Source organism: Pseudomonas sp. MF09150 (assembly GCF_059862355.1).
This window is the reverse complement of record NZ_JCBCUS010000001.1, coordinates 1,389,582-1,406,839: the sequence shown is the minus strand read 5'-3', so window position 1 is coordinate 1,406,839 and position 17,258 is coordinate 1,389,582. Positions and strand designations below refer to the sequence as shown.

Annotated in this window: 19 protein-coding genes and 1 pseudogene; 18 read left to right on the top strand and 2 right to left on the bottom strand. The window is 58.7% G+C overall.

The window, feature by feature from the left end; translation table 11 throughout:
• Positions 1-62 precede the first annotated feature (62 nt).
• The 9 genes from AC19YX_RS06065 (at position 63) to AC19YX_RS06025 (ending at position 8,163) form a co-directional block, all read left to right on the top strand.
• Positions 63-719, top strand: a complete 657-nt coding sequence (locus tag AC19YX_RS06065; protein ID WP_500605893.1) for a phage tail protein — start codon at positions 63-65, stop codon at positions 717-719.
• Between the two features lie 3 nt (positions 720-722).
• Positions 723-1,103 carry a phage tail assembly chaperone gene (locus AC19YX_RS06060; protein WP_500605892.1) on the top strand — a complete coding sequence of 127 codons (381 nt, stop codon included), beginning with the start codon at positions 723-725 and terminating at the stop codon, positions 1,101-1,103.
• A 62-nt stretch (positions 1,104-1,165) separates the two neighbouring features.
• Positions 1,166-1,420, top strand: coding sequence for a DUF1799 domain-containing protein (locus AC19YX_RS06055; RefSeq protein ID WP_043230749.1), 255 nt, complete (start codon positions 1,166-1,168; stop codon positions 1,418-1,420).
• Positions 1,417-4,638 (top strand): phage tail tape measure protein, encoded by a 3,222-nt coding sequence (locus AC19YX_RS06050; RefSeq protein WP_500605891.1) that lies wholly within the window; start codon positions 1,417-1,419, stop codon positions 4,636-4,638. Before AC19YX_RS06055 ends, AC19YX_RS06050 begins: the two co-directional genes overlap by 4 nt.
• A 47-nt stretch (positions 4,639-4,685) precedes the next feature.
• Positions 4,686-5,024 (top strand): phage tail protein, encoded by a 339-nt coding sequence (locus AC19YX_RS06045; protein ID WP_020300103.1) that lies wholly within the window; start codon positions 4,686-4,688, stop codon positions 5,022-5,024.
• Positions 5,021-6,298 (top strand): hypothetical protein, encoded by a 1,278-nt coding sequence (locus tag AC19YX_RS06040; protein ID WP_500605890.1) that lies wholly within the window; start codon positions 5,021-5,023, stop codon positions 6,296-6,298. The genes AC19YX_RS06045 and AC19YX_RS06040 overlap by 4 nt, the downstream gene beginning before the upstream one ends.
• Complete coding sequence (locus AC19YX_RS06035) at positions 6,295-6,651, top strand: hypothetical protein (RefSeq protein ID WP_500605889.1); 357 nt, start codon at positions 6,295-6,297, stop codon at positions 6,649-6,651. The genes AC19YX_RS06040 and AC19YX_RS06035 overlap by 4 nt, the downstream gene beginning before the upstream one ends.
• Positions 6,652-6,700: 49 nt before the next feature.
• On the top strand, positions 6,701-7,384 hold the full coding sequence (locus AC19YX_RS06030) for a phage minor tail protein L (RefSeq protein WP_020300101.1): 684 nt from the start codon (positions 6,701-6,703) through the stop codon (positions 7,382-7,384).
• Between the two features lie 2 nt (positions 7,385-7,386).
• Positions 7,387-8,163 carry a C40 family peptidase gene (locus AC19YX_RS06025; protein ID WP_500605888.1) on the top strand — a complete coding sequence of 259 codons (777 nt, stop codon included), beginning with the start codon at positions 7,387-7,389 and terminating at the stop codon, positions 8,161-8,163.
• On the opposite strand, the gene AC19YX_RS06020 is transcribed toward AC19YX_RS06025, so the two are convergent.
• Complete coding sequence (locus AC19YX_RS06020) at positions 8,164-8,706, bottom strand: hypothetical protein (protein ID WP_500605887.1); 543 nt, start codon at positions 8,704-8,706, stop codon at positions 8,164-8,166. It abuts the gene before it with no gap.
• A gap of 121 nt (positions 8,707-8,827) precedes the next feature.
• On the opposite strand from AC19YX_RS06020, the gene AC19YX_RS06015 reads away from it, so the two are divergent.
• From AC19YX_RS06015 to AC19YX_RS05990, 6 genes are all read left to right on the top strand, one after another.
• On the top strand, positions 8,828-9,247 hold the full coding sequence (locus AC19YX_RS06015) for a hypothetical protein (RefSeq protein WP_500605886.1): 420 nt from the start codon (positions 8,828-8,830) through the stop codon (positions 9,245-9,247).
• Positions 9,248-9,289: 42 nt separating this feature from the next.
• Entirely contained in the window at positions 9,290-9,862 is a 573-nt protein-coding gene (locus AC19YX_RS06010; RefSeq protein ID WP_500605885.1) for a tail assembly protein, read from the top strand.
• Positions 9,863-9,920: 58 nt separating this feature from the next.
• Positions 9,921-13,010, top strand: coding sequence for a TipJ family phage tail tip protein (locus AC19YX_RS06005; RefSeq protein WP_500605884.1), 3,090 nt, complete (start codon positions 9,921-9,923; stop codon positions 13,008-13,010).
• 274 nt (positions 13,011-13,284) lie between these two features.
• The gene (locus tag AC19YX_RS06000; RefSeq protein ID WP_500605883.1) at positions 13,285-13,977 is read left to right on the top strand and encodes a hypothetical protein; all 693 of its coding nucleotides are present in this window, start codon (positions 13,285-13,287) and stop codon (positions 13,975-13,977) included.
• 319 nt (positions 13,978-14,296) lie between these two features.
• Positions 14,297-14,902, top strand: coding sequence for a glycoside hydrolase family 19 protein (locus AC19YX_RS05995; protein WP_500605882.1), 606 nt, complete (start codon positions 14,297-14,299; stop codon positions 14,900-14,902).
• Positions 14,899-15,444, top strand: a complete 546-nt coding sequence (locus tag AC19YX_RS05990) for a DUF2514 family protein (protein ID WP_500605881.1) — start codon at positions 14,899-14,901, stop codon at positions 15,442-15,444. Before AC19YX_RS05995 ends, AC19YX_RS05990 begins: the two co-directional genes overlap by 4 nt.
• On the opposite strand, the gene AC19YX_RS05985 is transcribed toward AC19YX_RS05990, so the two are convergent.
• Positions 15,402-16,100, bottom strand: coding sequence for an SOS response-associated peptidase family protein (locus AC19YX_RS05985; RefSeq protein ID WP_500605880.1), 699 nt, complete (start codon positions 16,098-16,100; stop codon positions 15,402-15,404). The two genes, AC19YX_RS05990 and AC19YX_RS05985, sit on opposite strands and share 43 nt — an antisense overlap.
• 82 nt (positions 16,101-16,182) lie before the next feature.
• Between AC19YX_RS05985 and AC19YX_RS05980 the strand changes: the two genes are divergently transcribed.
• The 3 genes and pseudogenes from AC19YX_RS05980 to AC19YX_RS05970 all read left to right on the top strand — a co-directional run.
• Positions 16,183-16,392 (top strand): hypothetical protein, encoded by a 210-nt coding sequence (locus tag AC19YX_RS05980; RefSeq protein ID WP_421547349.1) that lies wholly within the window; start codon positions 16,183-16,185, stop codon positions 16,390-16,392.
• A gap of 96 nt (positions 16,393-16,488) precedes the next feature.
• Entirely contained in the window at positions 16,489-16,914 is a 426-nt protein-coding gene (locus AC19YX_RS05975) for a LexA family protein (RefSeq protein WP_421547348.1), read from the top strand.
• Positions 16,907-17,227: pseudogene (locus AC19YX_RS05970) on the top strand (Y-family DNA polymerase); the annotation flags it as partial. The gene AC19YX_RS05975 and the pseudogene AC19YX_RS05970, both read left to right, overlap by 8 nt.
• Between the last annotated feature and the right edge of the window lie 31 nt (positions 17,228-17,258).

The following is a 17,258-nucleotide window of genomic DNA, read 5'->3' as shown; positions in this document are numbered from 1 at the left end:
GGGCAACCCCACAGACCCGCCATTGAGCGGGTTTTGTTATTTCTGAAGAGAGGAAACACCCAATGGGATACCGAATTCCTAACGGCGGCACCTTCCAGCACGCAGCCACCTATGAGGTTGCACTGCCGTTTACCGCCATCTCCAACGCAGCAGAGGCGGTGGCCACGGTCGTCGGTGCTGATCTCGATGCCGGTGACATCGTGCTGATCACCTCCGGCTGGAGCAAGTTGGATAACAAGGTCGTGCGCGTGAAGGCAGCGACAGCGACCGCCATCACCTTGGAAGGTATCGACACCACCGATACCCAGATCTTCCCGGCCGGCAACGGCGCGGGCACCCTTAAGAAGGTGCTGACCTGGGTACAGATCCCGCAGGTAACTGACCTGGCCTTCTCCGGCGGCGAGCAGAACTACCTGGATGTGGTGTTCCTCGAGAACGACCAGGGCAAGCAGATCCCCACCGACAAGTCGGCGGCCAGCATGGTGCTGACTATCGCTGATGACCCTGCACAGCCTTTCAACGGTGTGCTGATGAAGGCGGATGCCGGAAAGCAGGTCGAAGCGGCTCGCTTGAACCTTCCAGGTAACGACACGCTGTTCTACGGGGCATACACCTCGTTCTCCAAGCAGCCGGCCGTTTCCCGTAACAACCTGCTCACTCGCACCGTGAGCCTGGCGTTGCAGTCCGAGCCCACTCGCTACCTGACCGCGGTGATCTAACCCATGGCCAAGTTCACACTGATCCAAAAGCCGACCTTTCACGCCACCGTCATGGTTCCTCAGGTCGGCGGCGATCCGGTGCAGGTCGGGTTCGATTTCAAATACCTGGACCGAACCGCGCTTGCGGATCTGTATGCCGAATGGGGGGAGCGCCACAAGACGCTCGGCTTGAAGGTAGAGGAGATGGACCTCAAGTCGTTTACCGCCGCCCAGATCGATCTGCAGGTGGATCAGGTCAAGGCGGTGGTGGTCGGCTGGGAGTTTGACGAAGAGTTGAACGACGAGAATATCCGCATCCTCGTCAGCTCCATTGTCTCGGTACCCAGCGCTGTGTTGGCAGCCTACTCCGAGGCCTTCAACCAATCCCGCCTGGGAAACTCCTAAGCGCCGCACGTGCCCTCTACGCCCAAGGCCCCTCGGCTGAAGAGCTGAAGACCTTTGGCTTCTTGGTCGGCGATCTCTCCGGACAGGACTGTGAGGTCTGGCCAGATAACTGGCCGGCCTTCACCGTCTTCGAGGCGATGAGCACCCAGTGGCGCGTGGGCGCGTGCGGCGCTACTGGCCTGGACTATGCCGTCCTTCCGAGCGTCATTCGAATGTGTGGTGTGCCCGCCAGCGAACGGCAAAGCATCTTCAGCGATATCCGGCACATGGAAGCTGAGGCCCTGCAGGTGATGGCGGAACAGAGAGACAACAAATGAGCACCAACTTCGCATCGCTTGGCATTGCAGTTGAGTCGTCGGAAGCCGTGAAAGCGGCCGAAGATCTGGGAAAGCTGATAGTCGCAGCCGAGGGCGCGGAGAAGGCTGTAGATGATCTGGGCAAGGCCGGAGATGGATTGGCCAGCACTGGCAAGAAGATTGTTCAGGCCGAAACAGAGGCCGCTCAGGGGATCGACAAGTCCACCGGCGCGCGGGAGCGGCAGGCCGGCGCCCGGCGGAAAGCTACCGAAAGCGCCACCAGCGAAATAGCTGTGATCAGCCAGCTCGACAAGGCGATGACGGGTAGCCTCGACAGCATCCAGCAACTGATTCAGGCCGAAGGGCTGCTGGAGCGCGCTCGTAAGGGCGGCCTGGTCACGATTGAGGAGCGGACCCGCTACCAGGATCAACTGGGCAAGGCCTACGACAAGATCGAAAAGGCGGAAGTTAAAGAGGCGGCACAGAAGCAACGACTGATCGAGGCTGAGAATCGCCAAATTGAGGCTCTGAAGCGCACCGTCAACAGCATTGATCCAGTAACGGCAAAGCTCGCCAAGCTCGAGGCGCAGGAGAAGGCCCTGGAGGCCGCTCACAAAGCCGGTGTGGTTGATGCCAATCGCTACAGTGCAGCGCTTGCAAAAATTGGCGGTGACCGCGCAGCCCTGGAGAAAACTGCAACTGGATTCGACAAGCTACGACTCGGTTCCCGCCAGGCTCAGGAAAACGTTGTTCAACTGGGTAACGCCCTGTCGTCTGGAGATTGGGGGAGCGGGGTTCGTGCGGTCGCACAGCTTGGCGCCGGCGCCGGAGCCTCCGCTGCAAGCCTGTTGGCAGCATTGGGACCAATTGCTTTGGTGTCCGCCGCTGTGGCTGCGCTTGGCGTCTCCTATTACAAGGGCACTCAGGAACAGGACGAATACAGCAAATCGCTGATTCTGACTGGTGGCGCTGCCGGAGTGAGTGCCGGTCAGCTCGGGGACATGGCACGCCAAGTTGGCTCACTGATTGGCACCACTGGCGCCGCCGCCGACGCGCTCGCTTCCTTGGCCGGCAATGGCAAGATTGCCGGTGAGAGCTTTCAAAGCATTACTCAGGCCGCTGTGTCGATGCAGGAAGCAACCGGCAAAGCAGTGGGCGAGACGATTGCCGAATTTGTGAAGATCGCGGATGACCCGGTGAAAGCGTCCGCGGCGCTCAACGAGCAATACCATTACCTGACCGCGTCTGTTTATTCGCAGATTGCTGCCCTGGAGGAACAAGGCGATCACGCTGGCGCCGTAAAGCTGGCCACTGAGCAATACGCCGATGCGATCAACGAGCGCACCCCGAGAATCCTCGAAAACCTGAGCTTTTGGGAGAAGGGCTACAACGCAGTCGCGCGGGCAGCGGACAACCTCAAGAATATTGGGCGTCGCGATATCGGTTCGGACATTGATCAGGCCCGTCTGGACCTTGCGCGGGCTCAAAAGGGCGATGTTGGGGCCTTCCAGAACAAGAAGGAGATGATCGAGTTCTACAGCAACCGTCTCAATATGCTGGAGGACCAAAAAGCAGCCGAAGCGGATATTGCCAAGTTCGAAGGAGAACAGGCAAAAATCCAGAAAGACGCGGTTGCGGCGATGACTAAGGTCGATGCCCTTGCCAAGTCCGCTTGGACGAACGAGCAAAAGCGTACGGAAGCGCTGAAGGAGTATCGGCAACAGTTAGACGATATCCGCAAGGCGAATCCCAGCGATAAGCGCCTTGATAAGGACGTCGTCGCAAAGAACATCTCGAACATCAACGACAAGTTCAAAGACTCCAAAGCTGCAGCTGGCTCAGTCGACCTGACTGCTTTCAACGACTCCAAGAATACGCTCACCGGCATCCTGGCCGAGTACAAGAATGCCCAGAAGGAACTGGACGCCGCCCAGAAGGCTGGCCTGGTCTCTCAGGCCGATTACCTGCTGAAGCGCCAGGCCATGATTGGCAACGAGCGGGACGAGGTTTCGGCGGCGTATGAAGCCGAGATCGCAGCGCTTGAGGCCGCGAAAGGGAAGGCCGGCACATCGGCTGCGCAGCGTATCCAGCTGGACCAGAAGATCGCAGATGCGCGTGCGGCCATGGTCAAGGCGCAAAAGGATGCCGATACCGAACTGAGCGTGCTGGCCAAGAACGAAGAGGGCAGACTCAAGAAGCAAGAACTGGCGGTAAAGACCTACACCAGTGCGCTGCAACAGCAGGTCGATACTCTGCGGGAGCAAGGTATTCGAGCTGCAGCTGGACTTGGCCAAGGTGACCGCCAGCGAGATCTGACAAACCAGCAGAATGGCATCGACGACCGTATTAACCAGAAAAAGCTGGATTTGGCGAACCAGTATGGCGATGGCTCTCGAGGCATGAGCCTCGATGAGTACAGCGACAAGCTGAAGGCGCTCGAGGCAACCCAGCAGAAGCTCCACGACACGGTCGTCAGCAATTATGACGATATGTCGGCAGCCCAAGGCGACTGGACGAGCGGGGCGTCATCCGCTTGGCAGAACTACCTGGAGTCGGCACGTGACGTCGCCGGCCAGACCAAAAGCCTGTTCACCAACGCCTTCAGCTCGATGGAAGACGCGATCGTCAACTTCGCGTTAACCGGAAAGCTGTCGTTCGCTGATTTCGCCAAGTCGATCATTGCCGACATGGCTCGGATTGCGGCCCGCCAGGCGGCATCCTCGGCGCTTAGTTCGCTGTTTGGTATGGCGGCGTCCGCTGCTGGGTCGTATTTCGGCGGCGCTGCCTCTGCGGGCTCTACCCAGGCCGGTTACACCTCTGGAACGGACTTCTCCAGCTACCAGGCCAATGGCGGCATGTGGTCGGGCGGTGTGCAGATGTTCGCAGATGGTGGGGCGTTCACCAACTCCATCGTCAGCAAGCCCACCGCGTTCGGTATGGCGGGCGGGCAGGCTGGGGTGATGGGTGAGGCAGGGCCCGAGGCAATCATGCCTTTGACCCGAACCGCAGGCGGCGCGCTGGGCGTGCGAGCGCTGGGGGGCGGGCAAAGCTCAAGCAACAACCAGGTGGTGATCCAGCAAAGCTTTGCAGTGCCTGAAGGACAAGGTGGTGCGAGTGACGCGGATAGCCAGGCCGTGGCCCAGGCCTACGCGAAGTCGGCCAAGCAGGGCGCCCAGGAGCAGATCGCAAAGGATCTTCGCCCCGGCGGCCAGATCTGGGCCGCAATCAACGGTCGATAAAATAGCAGCCCCATTTCGGTGGGGCTTTTTTATGCCAGGAGGAAAACATGGCTACGGAAACTTTCACCTGGACACCGAATGGCGACCCGGCGGCAACCATCAACTTTCGCACGAAGTCTGCCAAGTTCGGTGATGGCTATGAGCAGAAGGCTGCGGACGGCATCAACAACCGCACGCAGTCCTGGCCCCTCACGTTCTCTGGCCAGAAGGCGCGCATCAAGGAAATCATGGCGTTCCTCGATCGTCAGGCGGGCGCGACACCCTTTTACTGGACCGATCCGCTTGGCGACCAGCAGCTCTACCGCTGCGCCGAGTATCAGCCCAAGGCCATGGGCGGCGACACCTACACCCTGACTGCCACCTTCGAACAGGCATTCCACCCATGAGCATTGACCTACTGAATCTTGGCAGCGCGCCTGATGACGGCAACGGGCAAGATTTGCGCTCCGGCGGTCAGGTCATCAACGACAACTTCGCCGAGCTCGATACCCGAACTTCCGCCGCTCAGGCTGCGGCTGACGCTGCCGAACGGACGCTGGTTGCAGGCGAAAACATCCTTATTGATCGAACCGATCCTGATCACCCTGTTATCAGCGCATCGGGTGGTGGTGCCGGGACTGTCCAGACAGTTGCGGGCGTTACTCCGGACGGGGGTGGTGATATCCCTTCTGCCGGTCTGTCCTCTGCGATTGGCCTGGACAACAAGGTCGACAAGGTGCCGGGCAAAGGCCTGTCGTCAACTGACTTCACATCGGCCGAGAAGACCAAGTTGGCGGGCGTGGCCACGGACGCCACCAAGAACGCCACGGATGCCGCTTTGCGCGACCGCGCCACCCATACCGGCACTCAGCTTGCGGCGACCATCAGCGACCTGGCAGCGACCGTGCGCGCCGTGCTCCTTACAGGGCTCGACACGTCGACGAACGCAGTTCTCACAGCAGCAGATACCGTCCTTTCTGGCCTGGGCAAGCTGCAGAAGCAACTCAGCGATGCCGTTGTTTCAATCGCCAACAAGGCAAATAAAGGCGCGAACAGCGATATCACATCGCTCTCCGGGCTCACCACGCCGCTGAGTGTGGCGCAGGGCGGTACGGGCTCGACAACGGGCGTTCCGACTCTGGCGGGAGCCACGGCCTCGACTGCCGGGGCAAAAGGTCTGGTGCCGGCTCCGGCGGTCGGTGATCAGCTCAAGTTCTTGCGTGGCGACGGCACGTTTCAGGCGGTTACGGCTTCTACGGTTTGGGGCGGGGTTACGGGCACGCTTTCGGCGCAGACGGATTTGCAGGCGGCTCTTGACCTAAAGCTAGACAAAAGCGATGCAACTCCAATCAAATCGTACGCCTCTCCTGATCAGACAATCACGCCGGGGGGGTCACTAACCTTGCTTCACCAGCTTGGCTCTGAGCCCTTTGAAGTTCAAGGGTTTATCGTTTGCAGAGATGCGGACGCCGAGTACGCAGTAGGCGACGTTGTCCCTGTACCGCATTTCGCAGTGGACTACGCGTACAACTATGGGGTCTCGCTCGTAACCAGTTCTACAAGTATCTTCTGCCGTTTCGGCACAGCCGCTGGCGCATTCTTTGTATTGCGAAAGACTACAGCCACAACAGTTGGAATTGTCCCTGCAAAATGGCGTTTCATCGTGAGGGCTAGAACATGACCACTAAATATTTCATTAATAGCGACGGCAGATTTGTCGGCGCGTTTGGCGAAGGGGCGGAGCCTCCAGCAGGAGTTATTGAGGTTGAATCCCCGCCACCCATTCACGCCGACCAGCCATGGCGTTTCCCCGGCTGGGGGCCAAGCCCAAGCCATACCCGCAAGGTCGAGGATGAATGGCGAACAGCCGAGATGCCTATCGCCCGCGAGAATGTGACCGCTATCGAATTCGGCGACGATTCAATCCCAGGCAAATCCGCCGATTGGAAAGCCTACTGGCTCGCACTGCGAGCCTGGGTCGTCGGCGCCGATGGCTACCCGGACCCAACCCGCCGACCAATCAAGCCAACCTGATACACCGCACCCGCCAACGAGCGGGTTTATTTTTGCCTGAGGAAACACCATGCCGATCACGGCCGATATCCAGACCCTGGAGCCTGGCGCGTGGGTGGAGCTTTTTGAGCTCGACGCCACCGTCCTTGGCGCCGAGCTTTACCGCTTCCACGGCTACCCCCAGCAGGCCTCGATCTTCTGGCAAGGCAACGAGTACTCGCCCTGGCCGATCAAGGCTGAGGGGTTCGAAATGACGGGGCAGGGTGCCCAGCCGACACCAACGCTTTCTGTCGGCAACGTTGGCGGGTTCATCACGGCGCTCGTGCTGTACTTCGAGGACCTGGTCGGATCGAAGCTGATCCGCCATCGAACCCTGGGCAAGTACCTGGACGGCCAGCCTGAGGCCGACCCTGATGAAGAGCTCCCGCCTGACATCTGGTACGTCGAGCGCAAGTCGGCCGAGAACAACGAAACCGTGCAGTTCGAACTGGCCACGGCCTTGGACTTCGCGGGCGTTCAGCTCCCGCGCCGGCAGATCGTGGCCAACGTTTGCTGGTGGTTGAGCTGTGGCGGTTACCGCGGGCCTTACTGCGGCTACAACGGGCCGCCCGTGGCTGATGAGAACGACGTCATTGTCACGGATGCGGCCAAAGACAAATGCGGTGGGCGCCTGACGAGCTGCAAGCTGCGCTTTGGCGAGAACAACCCACTGCCTTTCGGTTCATTCCCGGCCGCCGGCCTGCTTCGGAGCTGACCATGAACAAAGCAAATAGAGCTGCAGTCGAGCGGCATGCCCTGGCCGAGTATCCCAAGGAGTGTTGCGGGCTACTGGTGCGAGAAGGGCGCAAGGAGGTCTATGTGGCTTGCCGCAACACCGCGTCCACGCCGAGCGAACACTTCCGCCTGGCGCCTGAGGATTATGCGGCCGCCGAGGACCGCGGGCGGGTGCTCGCTGTCGTGCATAGCCACCCTGACTATCCAGCGGCCCCCAGTGAGGCTGATCGCGTCTCCTGCGAGGCCTCCGGGCTTCCCTGGTACATCCTTGAGGTCCGCAAAAGCGAGGACGAACAGGTGCGCCCAGGCGAGCTTGTGAGCTTCGCGCCGGAGGGCTACCAGGCTCCACTGATCGGCCGCAAGTTTGCCCACGGTGTGCACGACTGTCTGAGCATCATCCTCGACTTCTACCGGCGCGAGATGGGCATCGATCTGGGCGATTACGAGCGCGAGGATGGCTGGTGGGACAAAGGCGGCAACCTCTACCTGGAGAATCTGCCGGCCGCCGGCTTCGAGAAGGTCTCAACCCTGGAGCATGGCGACATTGTGCTGATGCAGATCCGATCGCCAGTGCCAAACCACGCCGGGATCTACCTGGCCGACGGCGTGCTGAAGACCGAGCCCGAACATTACCCGGCGCCTGGATCAATCCTGCACCACCTCTACAACCGCGACAGCAAGCGTGACGTGTACGGCGGCTACTGGTCAGAGGTGACGGTGGGCTACTGGCGACACAGGGATGCACTCAAGAACGCTTAGTCATACTGGAGGCTCAAATGCCGGAAGCTCTTGAAACTCGTGTAGGAAGAGATGGAAAAGCTCCACAAGCTGACGATGAGTCGATTCTTCCGTCGCGCGATGGTAAGCGGTTATCAGATATTGCGGCTCACTTCCGCGGAGTGAAAATGAACGATATGCCAATACCACGTTTGCCAGAATCGGTGCGGCGTAGTCTGGGTATTTTGACTTAACCCAATCGTTCCATGCCAAATCAAAGGCGTGAACGGCGTCAATGCTCAGAGCCCGCTCATGGTCTCGAAGAGTGAACTCGATGTATGAGTCGTACGTACCATCCATGCCAGAGGCGCAGCCGAGAGACATGAACTGCCCACCTGGCTTGTTCATCTCAATAAGGAGAGGTCGCAGGCCGTTTTCGTCGGTGGCCTCATGGATGAGCGTGATCCGCTCGGGGTGCTCAATTAGATCTATGCCGCCATTATTGTTGTTCCCGTCCTCTCGAAGCTCGGGAATATATGGCCACCGCTTGAAGTGGTCTGAATCGAAGTCCTGTTTCATTGGCATGTGCTTGTCCTTGGCTGTATGAGGCAGAGGAAGGCTACTACCGCACGCCTCCCGCCAGTTACTGAGGATTCATCCAGCCTGAAAATGCTATCGTCTGCCGATCTCAAAAGGAGCTGGATCTATGCGGATTTTGATTGGCGCGATGGCGCTGGCGGTTTTGGCGGGGTGTTCGACCTCCCCGATGCCTTCTGAAAAAGCAAAGCCTGCGCCTATAGAGCGCGTCACTGGCTTTCAAAGTCCTTCCGAAAACGCAGCGACAATTGTTGTTACCAGGGATACGGGCTATGCGGGTGGCGGTTGTTTTGCAGCTGTTTACCTGAATGGTAATCGTGTCGCCAAATTGAACCCTGGAGAAAAAGCGACTTTCTTCGTACCTGCAGGGGAGTGGATTATTGGTGCGGGACTTGAAGGGGCAGCACTTTGTGGGGCTAACCCAGCAAGGCTCGAGGTGACAACGAATGTAGGGCCTGGCCAGTTGAAAAAGTTCAGAGTTTACAATCCAGGGGACAGCGCATTTCACATAGCGCCTACAACATTCTAAAAACAGCCGCCTCCGGGCGGTTTTTTATTGCTCGGAGAATTTATGTCGCAGACTGTTGAAAAAATGCAAACCGTTCTCCTGTCTGGCTCGCTGGCTCAAAAGTTCGGCCGACGCCACAGGATGACTACAGGCAGTGGCTGGCGGGACATCATGGGCTACTTCAGGCAGTTTCCCGGATTTGAAAAATACATTCTTGAGAGCTCAAGCAAGGGTTTACGTTTTGCGATATTCAACGGCAAGGAAACCATTGCCGAGGATGACCTGGCGAAGCCCACCGGGCGTGACGTTATCCGGATTGTGCCTGTTATAGCAGGCTCGAAAAGGGCGGGCCTGCTGCAAATCATTGCCGGTGTAGTGTTGATTGCGGCCAGCTACTTCGGTGCTCCCACTGCCCCTGTAGGTTTCGCATTACTTGCCGGCGGCGTTATCCAGATGCTCAGTCCTCAAGCCAAGGGCCTTGGAACCCAAGACAGCCCCAACAACCGACCCAGCTACAGCTTCAACGGCCCGGTAAACACCAGCGTCCAGGGCAATCCGGTCCCGCTGCTTTACGGCCGAATGATCGTCGGCAGTGCAGTGATCAGCGCCGGGATCTACTCCGAAGACCAGATGTAGCTCGAACCCCAGCCAGCACACCCGCCATGAGCGGGTTTTTTTCGCCTGAAGGAAAGCCATGACCACCAAGAAAATCACCGGCCGCAAGGGCGGCGAATCGAAGCCGCGCCCCTCTGTTGAGGCGCCCGATAGCCTGCAAAGCACTGCCTACGCGCGCATCCTGGACCTGGTGAGCGAGGGGGAGATCCGCGGCCTCGCCAGTGGCATGCGCTCCGTATTCCTCGATGAGACCCCGCTGTCGAACGCTGATGGCGGGATCAACTTCAGCGGCGTCACGTTGGATGCGCGCACGGGCAGCCAGGATCAACTGCATATCCCCGGCTTCCCGGCCGTAGAGAGCGAGATCAGCATCGGCGTCGAGCTGCGTTATGGCCAGCCCTGGGTGCGCGCGGTCACCAACCTTCAGCTTTCTGCCGTGCGCATTCGCCTTTCGGTGCCGCGCCTGGCCCAGACCAACACCAGCAATGGCGACACCAACGGCTACACCGTCCAGTATTTGATCGAGGTGGCCACGGATGGCGGCGCATATGTCCCGGTTTTGACTTCGGCCTTCAGCGGCAAGACCTCGACCAAGTACGAGCGATCGCACCGTGTAGATCTGCCGCCGGCGACGTCAGGCTGGCAGGTGCGTGTAACTCGCCAGACGCAGAACTCGACCAGCAGCGCGATCGCCGACACCACCAACATCGACGCGATCACCGAGGTCATCGACGCCAAGCTGCGCTATCCCGGGTCGGCCATCATCGGCCTGCAGTTCGATGCCTCGCAGTTCCAGTCGATCCCGACGCGCTCGTTTGACCTGTACGGCCGGATCATCAAGGTCCCGAGCAACTACGACGCCGAGAGCCGGATCTACGCAGGTGTGTGGGATGGCAGTTTCAAGACCGCATGGACGGACAACCCGGCCTGGATCTTCTACGACCTGCTTCTGCACTTCCGCTATGGCCTGGGCCACCTGCTGAACGCCGGCCAGGTCGACAAATGGGAGCTGTACCGGATCGGCCAGTACTGTGATCAGCCGGTCCCGGACGGGAAGGGCGGTACCGAGCCGCGATTCACCTGCAACCTGTTCTTATCGGTTCGCGCCGACGCCCTGAAGGTGCTGCAGGACCTGGCCACTACCTTCCGTGGCATGGCCTACTGGGCGGCCGGCTCCGTTATGGCTGTGGCCGATATCCCTGAAGACCCGGTCTACACCTATTCGAACGCCAACGTCATTGACGGCAAGTTCGGCTATTTTGGGTCGGCGAAAAAAAGCCGGTACACCGTGGCCCTGGTGAGCTGGAACGACCCGACGGACTTCTACCGGCAGAAGGTCGAGTATGTAGACGATCAGGCCGGCATTACTCGCTACGGCATCCAGCAGACCGAGATCACTGCCACCGGCTGCACTTCGCAGGCCCAGGCCCAGCGCGTGGGCAAGTGGGCGCTGCTGACCAACCGCCTGGAGCCGGAAAGCGTGGGCTTCTCCGTGGGCCTCGACGGTACTCTGGCGCGCCCCGGGCAGATCATCCGCATCGCTGACAATGATCGGGCCGGCCGCCGCATCGGTGGACGCCTGCGCTCGTCCACGATCAATACGCTGGTGCTCGACGCGGACGTGAAGGCGTACCCAGGCGACACCATCACGATCATCATGCCCAGCGGCAAAGCTGTATCGCGCGTCATCAAGTCGTCGGGGTACCCGCTGACCTGGGACAGCAGCGGCATCAGATGGGACAACGGCAGCATCACCTTTGACACCACGGGCTTTCCGGCCGAGGTCCAGCAGGTGGTGCTGGCCGAGGACTTGGATGATCTACCGCCTCAGCATTCGATGTGGGCGATTGACTCGGCAACCTTAGCCACGCAGTTGTTCCGCGTGATGTCTGTGGCTGATGATTTCTCCGACACCGATATCAAATTCACCATTACCGCGGTGCGCCATAACGCGAGCAAGTTCGGCGCCATCGACAATGGCACTCGCATCGAGCGGCCGCCGGTGACGGTGATCCCCCCGAGCGTCCAGAGGCCGCCGGCGAACGTCACGGTCAGCAATGACCACTTTGTGGATCAGGGCAGCGCAATCAGCGTGATGACCATTGCCTGGGAGAAACCAGAGGCCGCGATCGCGTACGAGGTTTACTGGCGCAAGAACGACGGCGACTGGATCTTCGCCGGCCGCACGGGCACCACGTCCATTGATGTCAGTGGTATCTACGCCGGGCGCTACGTGGCGAAGGTGCGGGCCATCAACTCGCTCGATATCGGCTCGGTGTTCGCCACTTCGGTTGAGACCGTGCTGAATGGCAAGACCACGCCGCCGCCAGTGCCGTCCTCGTTCACCGCCGAGTCGATCGTATTCGGCATCAAGCTGAAGTGGGGCATTCCGGCAGGGCTCAGCACGGCCGACCTCCAACGGACTGAGATCTGGTACAGCCAGACCAACCAGGTCGGCACGGCGATAAAGTTCGGTGATTACGCTTATCCGCAGACAGACCTGACGATCATGGGGCTGGCCGCCGGCGTGCAGTTCTTCTTCTGGGCCCGCCTGGTCGACCGTATAGGCAACGAGGGTGCATTCTTCGGGCCGGTCACCGGGCAGTCGTCCTCGGACGCTGGCCCGATCCTGGATTACCTCAACGACCAGATCACCGAGACCCAGTTGAGCCAGCACCTTCTGGATAAGATCGACTCGGGCGGTGGCGCCTCGGTGGAGGTGGAAGCGCTGAAGACCGAACTGGCAGCGATGTACACGATCAAGACCCAGCTCACCGTCGACGACAAGCCGTACTTGGCCGGCATCGGGGTCGGCGTGGAGAACGACGAGGGAATTATCACCAGCCAGGTGCTGATCGCCGCAAGCCGGTTCGCCATCATCGACCCCAACACCACCGACGTGTTCTACCCGTTTGTGGTGCAGGACAACGCTGCCTATATCGACACCGCATTTATCCGCAATGGCAGCATCAGCATGCTGAAAATCGGGGAGTCTTTGCAGTCGGATAACTTTGTCTCTGGTTCTACAGGGTGGCGGTTTGCCAAGTCTGGAGGTCTGGAAATGAATGGAGCTATTGCGGGAGGTGCAAAGAAGATTGATACCAACTCAAGCACCAGAATCTACTACCCGAACGGTCAGCTCGCGCTTGCCATGGGGATTGATATATGAGCGTTGGGATTAAGGCGTGGGATGAGGCGGGTAACTTAATCCTTGATTATACAGACCGAATCTCAAAAGTTTTCAAGACGGGATTCATAACGTTTAACTCGCCCAACCAAACAATAAGTGTCAGCGTTCCAGAAATGGCGGACACAGATGATTGGGCAGTTTTAATTCCGAATGGCCATTATGTAAGAATAAATAATGGTTCATTTACGGCTATCGCCTCAAATTCCTGGACTGACCCAGGGGCGTCTGTTCCCTATACGGTGATAAAGAGATAATGAGCATTGGATTTAAGACATATACTCCCGACGGCAAAGAGCAGCTGAATAGCATGATTCCAAATATGCGCGTGGTAGCAACTGGTTATGCTTCGGGTAGCGCCGCGATTGAAAGGATCTCAATCCCGGATTTGTATCCGGAATCACCCATGATGCTGATCAAGCCGGCGCCGGGGACATTTGTGGGTGGAGTGCAGTGTTTCCAGAGAAATAGCCTGATTGGCAACTGCTTTCAATACCAGGCTAATGGCCAATTCCAATGGGCGCTATGCTCGACAATTGGAAATCCGATCACAATAGGAGAAGGGAAGGTAGGATTAAAAATGTGGGATGAAAGCGGAAAGCTGATATTCACCCCGCAATTTAAGTACCCAAGAATCCAGACCCTTGTGTCTATTGAGTCTCCTCCTTACAGCCAAAGTGCAACCAGCAGGACGGTTACCTTTCCGGCGCTAACCCAGACACCTTGGATTATTGCGCAAGATGCGACGTTGGTATTTGAAGTCTCAGGCGGTGGAGACACTGGATATCCGCCTTATTGCTACTCCATTAGCATTGGGGGAGGGCTGAATTCACTTACCGTGCAAATGCGAAATACTGATGATTTCTCGCCAGCTGGATATCGGGCGGCCAATGATGTTTTTAATGGAAGGCTAATGCGCTTTCCGCTTTGCGATATACCCGGTCTGTAGGCTATATCGAAAGCCATTCATTGTATTGCGCATAGTTTCCAAGATCTGACCAAACCCGTTGGTCCTTGCATACAAACTCATACACAACTCGGCGCTGCGGGATTTTATAAACGGAGCCGGCAAGTAGTTCTTTCTTATTCCCAGTAGCCACGCAAGAGTTAGCCTTGGAGAAGGCGGCCCACCGATCTTGGTTCGAGTAGCAAGAAGCGCATGCTGCGAATGCAACAAAGATAATTAGTTTTTTCATGAGTTCGTCCTTGATCACATCGCCGCACTATATGGCAGTGATCGGTTATTGATAGTTTTTGAGGTGTTTGCTATGCCCATCACCCAGCGGCAGTTGCTGCAGATCCTTCCCCAAGCCCGCCAAGTTGCGGGCTTTTTTGTGCCCGCGCTGAATGCAGCGATGGCCCGTTTCAAGATCAACTCCCCGGTGCGCATGGCGGCCTTCATCGCCCAGGTCGGGCATGAGTCCGGCCAGTTGACGCGGATGGTCGAGAACCTGAACTACAGCGCCGATCGTCTCCAGGTCGTCTGGCCGAATCGCTTCGACGCCGCCCTGGCCGCGCAGGTGGCTCGCAAGCCTGAGCAGATCGCGAACATCGCGTACGGCGGCCGAATGGGTAACGTGTTGCCCGGCGACGGGTGGAAGTATCGAGGCCGCGGCCTGATCCAGTTGACCGGTGCGAACAACTACCGCGCCGCCGGCGCCGCCCTGGGTCTGGACCTGGTAAATCACCCTGAACTGGTGGAGCAGCCCGAGACTGCCGCCCTGGTCGCCGGGTGGTTCTGGCAGTCGAACGGCCTCAATGAGCTGGCCGATTCCGGGCAGTTCGCCAAGATCACCCGAACCATCAACGGCGGGCTGACTGGCCAGGCGGACCGCGTGGCACTGCGTGACCTGGCGGCGAAGGTGTTGGCATGAACGTCCTGGCCCTGAAGGTTGGCGGCATTGCCCTGGCGGCCCTGCTGTTTCTGGGCGTGGTGTTCGGCGCGCTGTACGTCGCATATGGCCACGGCAAGTCGGTCAAGGATGCCGAGTGGCAGTCACGATGGAATGCCCGTGATGCTGGAGACAAACAGGCCTGGGCCTTGGCCGACGTCGCCGAGCGCGATAAGGAGCAGGCCCGGCAGAACGCGATCAATAAGGTGGTTCAAGATGGACAACAGATTATCGACCAAGCAACTGCTGATGCTGCTTCCGCTCGCGCTGCTGCTGGTAGCCTGCAGCGGTCAGTCGACGACCTTGCCGGCCGTCTCGCAGCCCAGGCCCGCAGCCATTCCTGCACTGCCGCCACAAGCGAGGCAGCTTCCCGCGCCGTCCTGGTGCTTGCCGACGTGTTCAAGCGCGCTGATGAAAGAGCGGGAGACCTGGCGGCTGATGCTGATCAAAGCCGGAGCAGGGGAGTGACGTGCGAGCAGGCCTATGACGGTGTTTCGACGGGCTCTATCAATTCAGGGCCCTGATTCTTCACATTGCCTACGGCCTTTCCGACTGGGTACCACTCAAACTCTTCAGTGGGTTGGCACAGGTTTTTGGCTATTTCCTCGGCACGCTCGGGCGATAGCTCTGGGTCGAGCCATTCGTTCGCATGCTCAGGTGTCAGCACAAGCGGCCGGCGGTCGTGGATATCGACCATCCCTGAATCACTCGCCGCGGTGATGATCACAAAGCCATCCCCTTCGTGCGGCTCCAGCCCGGGGTGAACTTGGGCCAGGGCGCCGAAGAACATGGGCCGCCCGCTCTTCAAGCGGATGAAGTAGGGCTGTTTCTTCTTGGGATCATCGGGATCCTTTACCCACTCATACCACCCTTCGCTGGGTACGATGGCACGACCTTTCGGCCAGAGCTGTTTGAAAAACTTGCCGGTGGTAACCGTCTCAACCCGGGCATTGATCGGGTCGGGCCGCTTTCCCTTCGCCCAAAATGGCGCCCATCCCCAGTGGACCGCATCTATGTGTAGTCCGTCCTCTTGGCCGTGCAGCACCTGCACGCGCGTCGAAGGTGCGACGTTGAACCGGTTTATCGGTTGAGCGTCGTAGCCGCTGAACAGCTTGAGCTGCGGGCTCAGCTCTTCCATGTAGACCGCCATCCCCTCGTATTGCACGAAGCGTCCGCACATCGCTGCCTCCACATGTCGGAAGTACTGAACGGCCCGGCGTGGCCGTTTTCAATACTGTAGACCCCGACCGGTGCGCATCGTCATGAAAATCGACATCCAAAAAATCAACGAGCTTGAAGCGTGGTACGCGCTGTTTAACGATCCCGAGTTTTTAGCCGGGACCCCTGAAGATCGCTACGACGCCAGGTTGGCCCTTGCTGATGACCTTGTGGCGCGGGGCGTTATTGACAAGTGGGAGTGGAAAGAACTGATGGAAGAGGCTGACGCTGGATACGCTGACGAGCTCGGCTGATATCAATCCGCCTGTCAGATAAATCCTACGTGGAAATTGACCGCAAGCCGTTCTCACAGTTAACTGTACATTCGTACAGTATTGAGCGTCTGCGTCATGAGCTTTTCAATTTTAGGCCCTATCGCCGAGGGCGGCCGGAAGCTGCCGCTGTGTCTCTTCCAGGTCCCTGCCGGGTTTCCATCTCCGGCGGCTGACCACATCGAGGCACACATCTCATTGGATGAGGTTCTAAATATCCGTGCTCCCCATGTGTACCTTGTGTCGATCACCGGTGACAGCATGCAAGGTGCCGGAATCTATGAGGGGGATCTGGCCGTGGTCGACCGCTCTATTGAGCCGGCCCACGGCCATGTCGTCGTCGCATTGCTGAACAATGATCCCGTCTGCAAGCGTCTATGCAAGCGCGGCAAGGAAGTCATTCTGCTGTCCGAGAACCCTAAATACCCGGCCCGGTATGTCTTGGAAGGCGACGAGCTCTCTATATGGGGTGTGATTACCAGCACAGTGCGCAGCCATGTCTAAGGCCCCGTCTGTTTTTGCCCTGATCGACTGCAACAGCTTCTATGCCAGTTGTGAGCGGGTATTCCGGCCGGACCTGGCAAAGGTCCCGATTGTGGTGCTTTCGAACAATGATGGTTGCGTCATCGCTCGTAGCTACGACGCCAAGCCCTTTATCAAGATGGGCGAACCGTACTTTCAGATCAAACAGATACTTCGCCAGCACGGCATCATCCCGTTCTCATCGAACTACGCGCTTTATGGCGACATGAGCGAGCGGGTGATGACGCTGATTGAGTCGATGGTGCCGGCGGTCGAGGTCTACAGCATCGATAAGAATAAGTTGCATACTGTGGACGCCCAAAGTT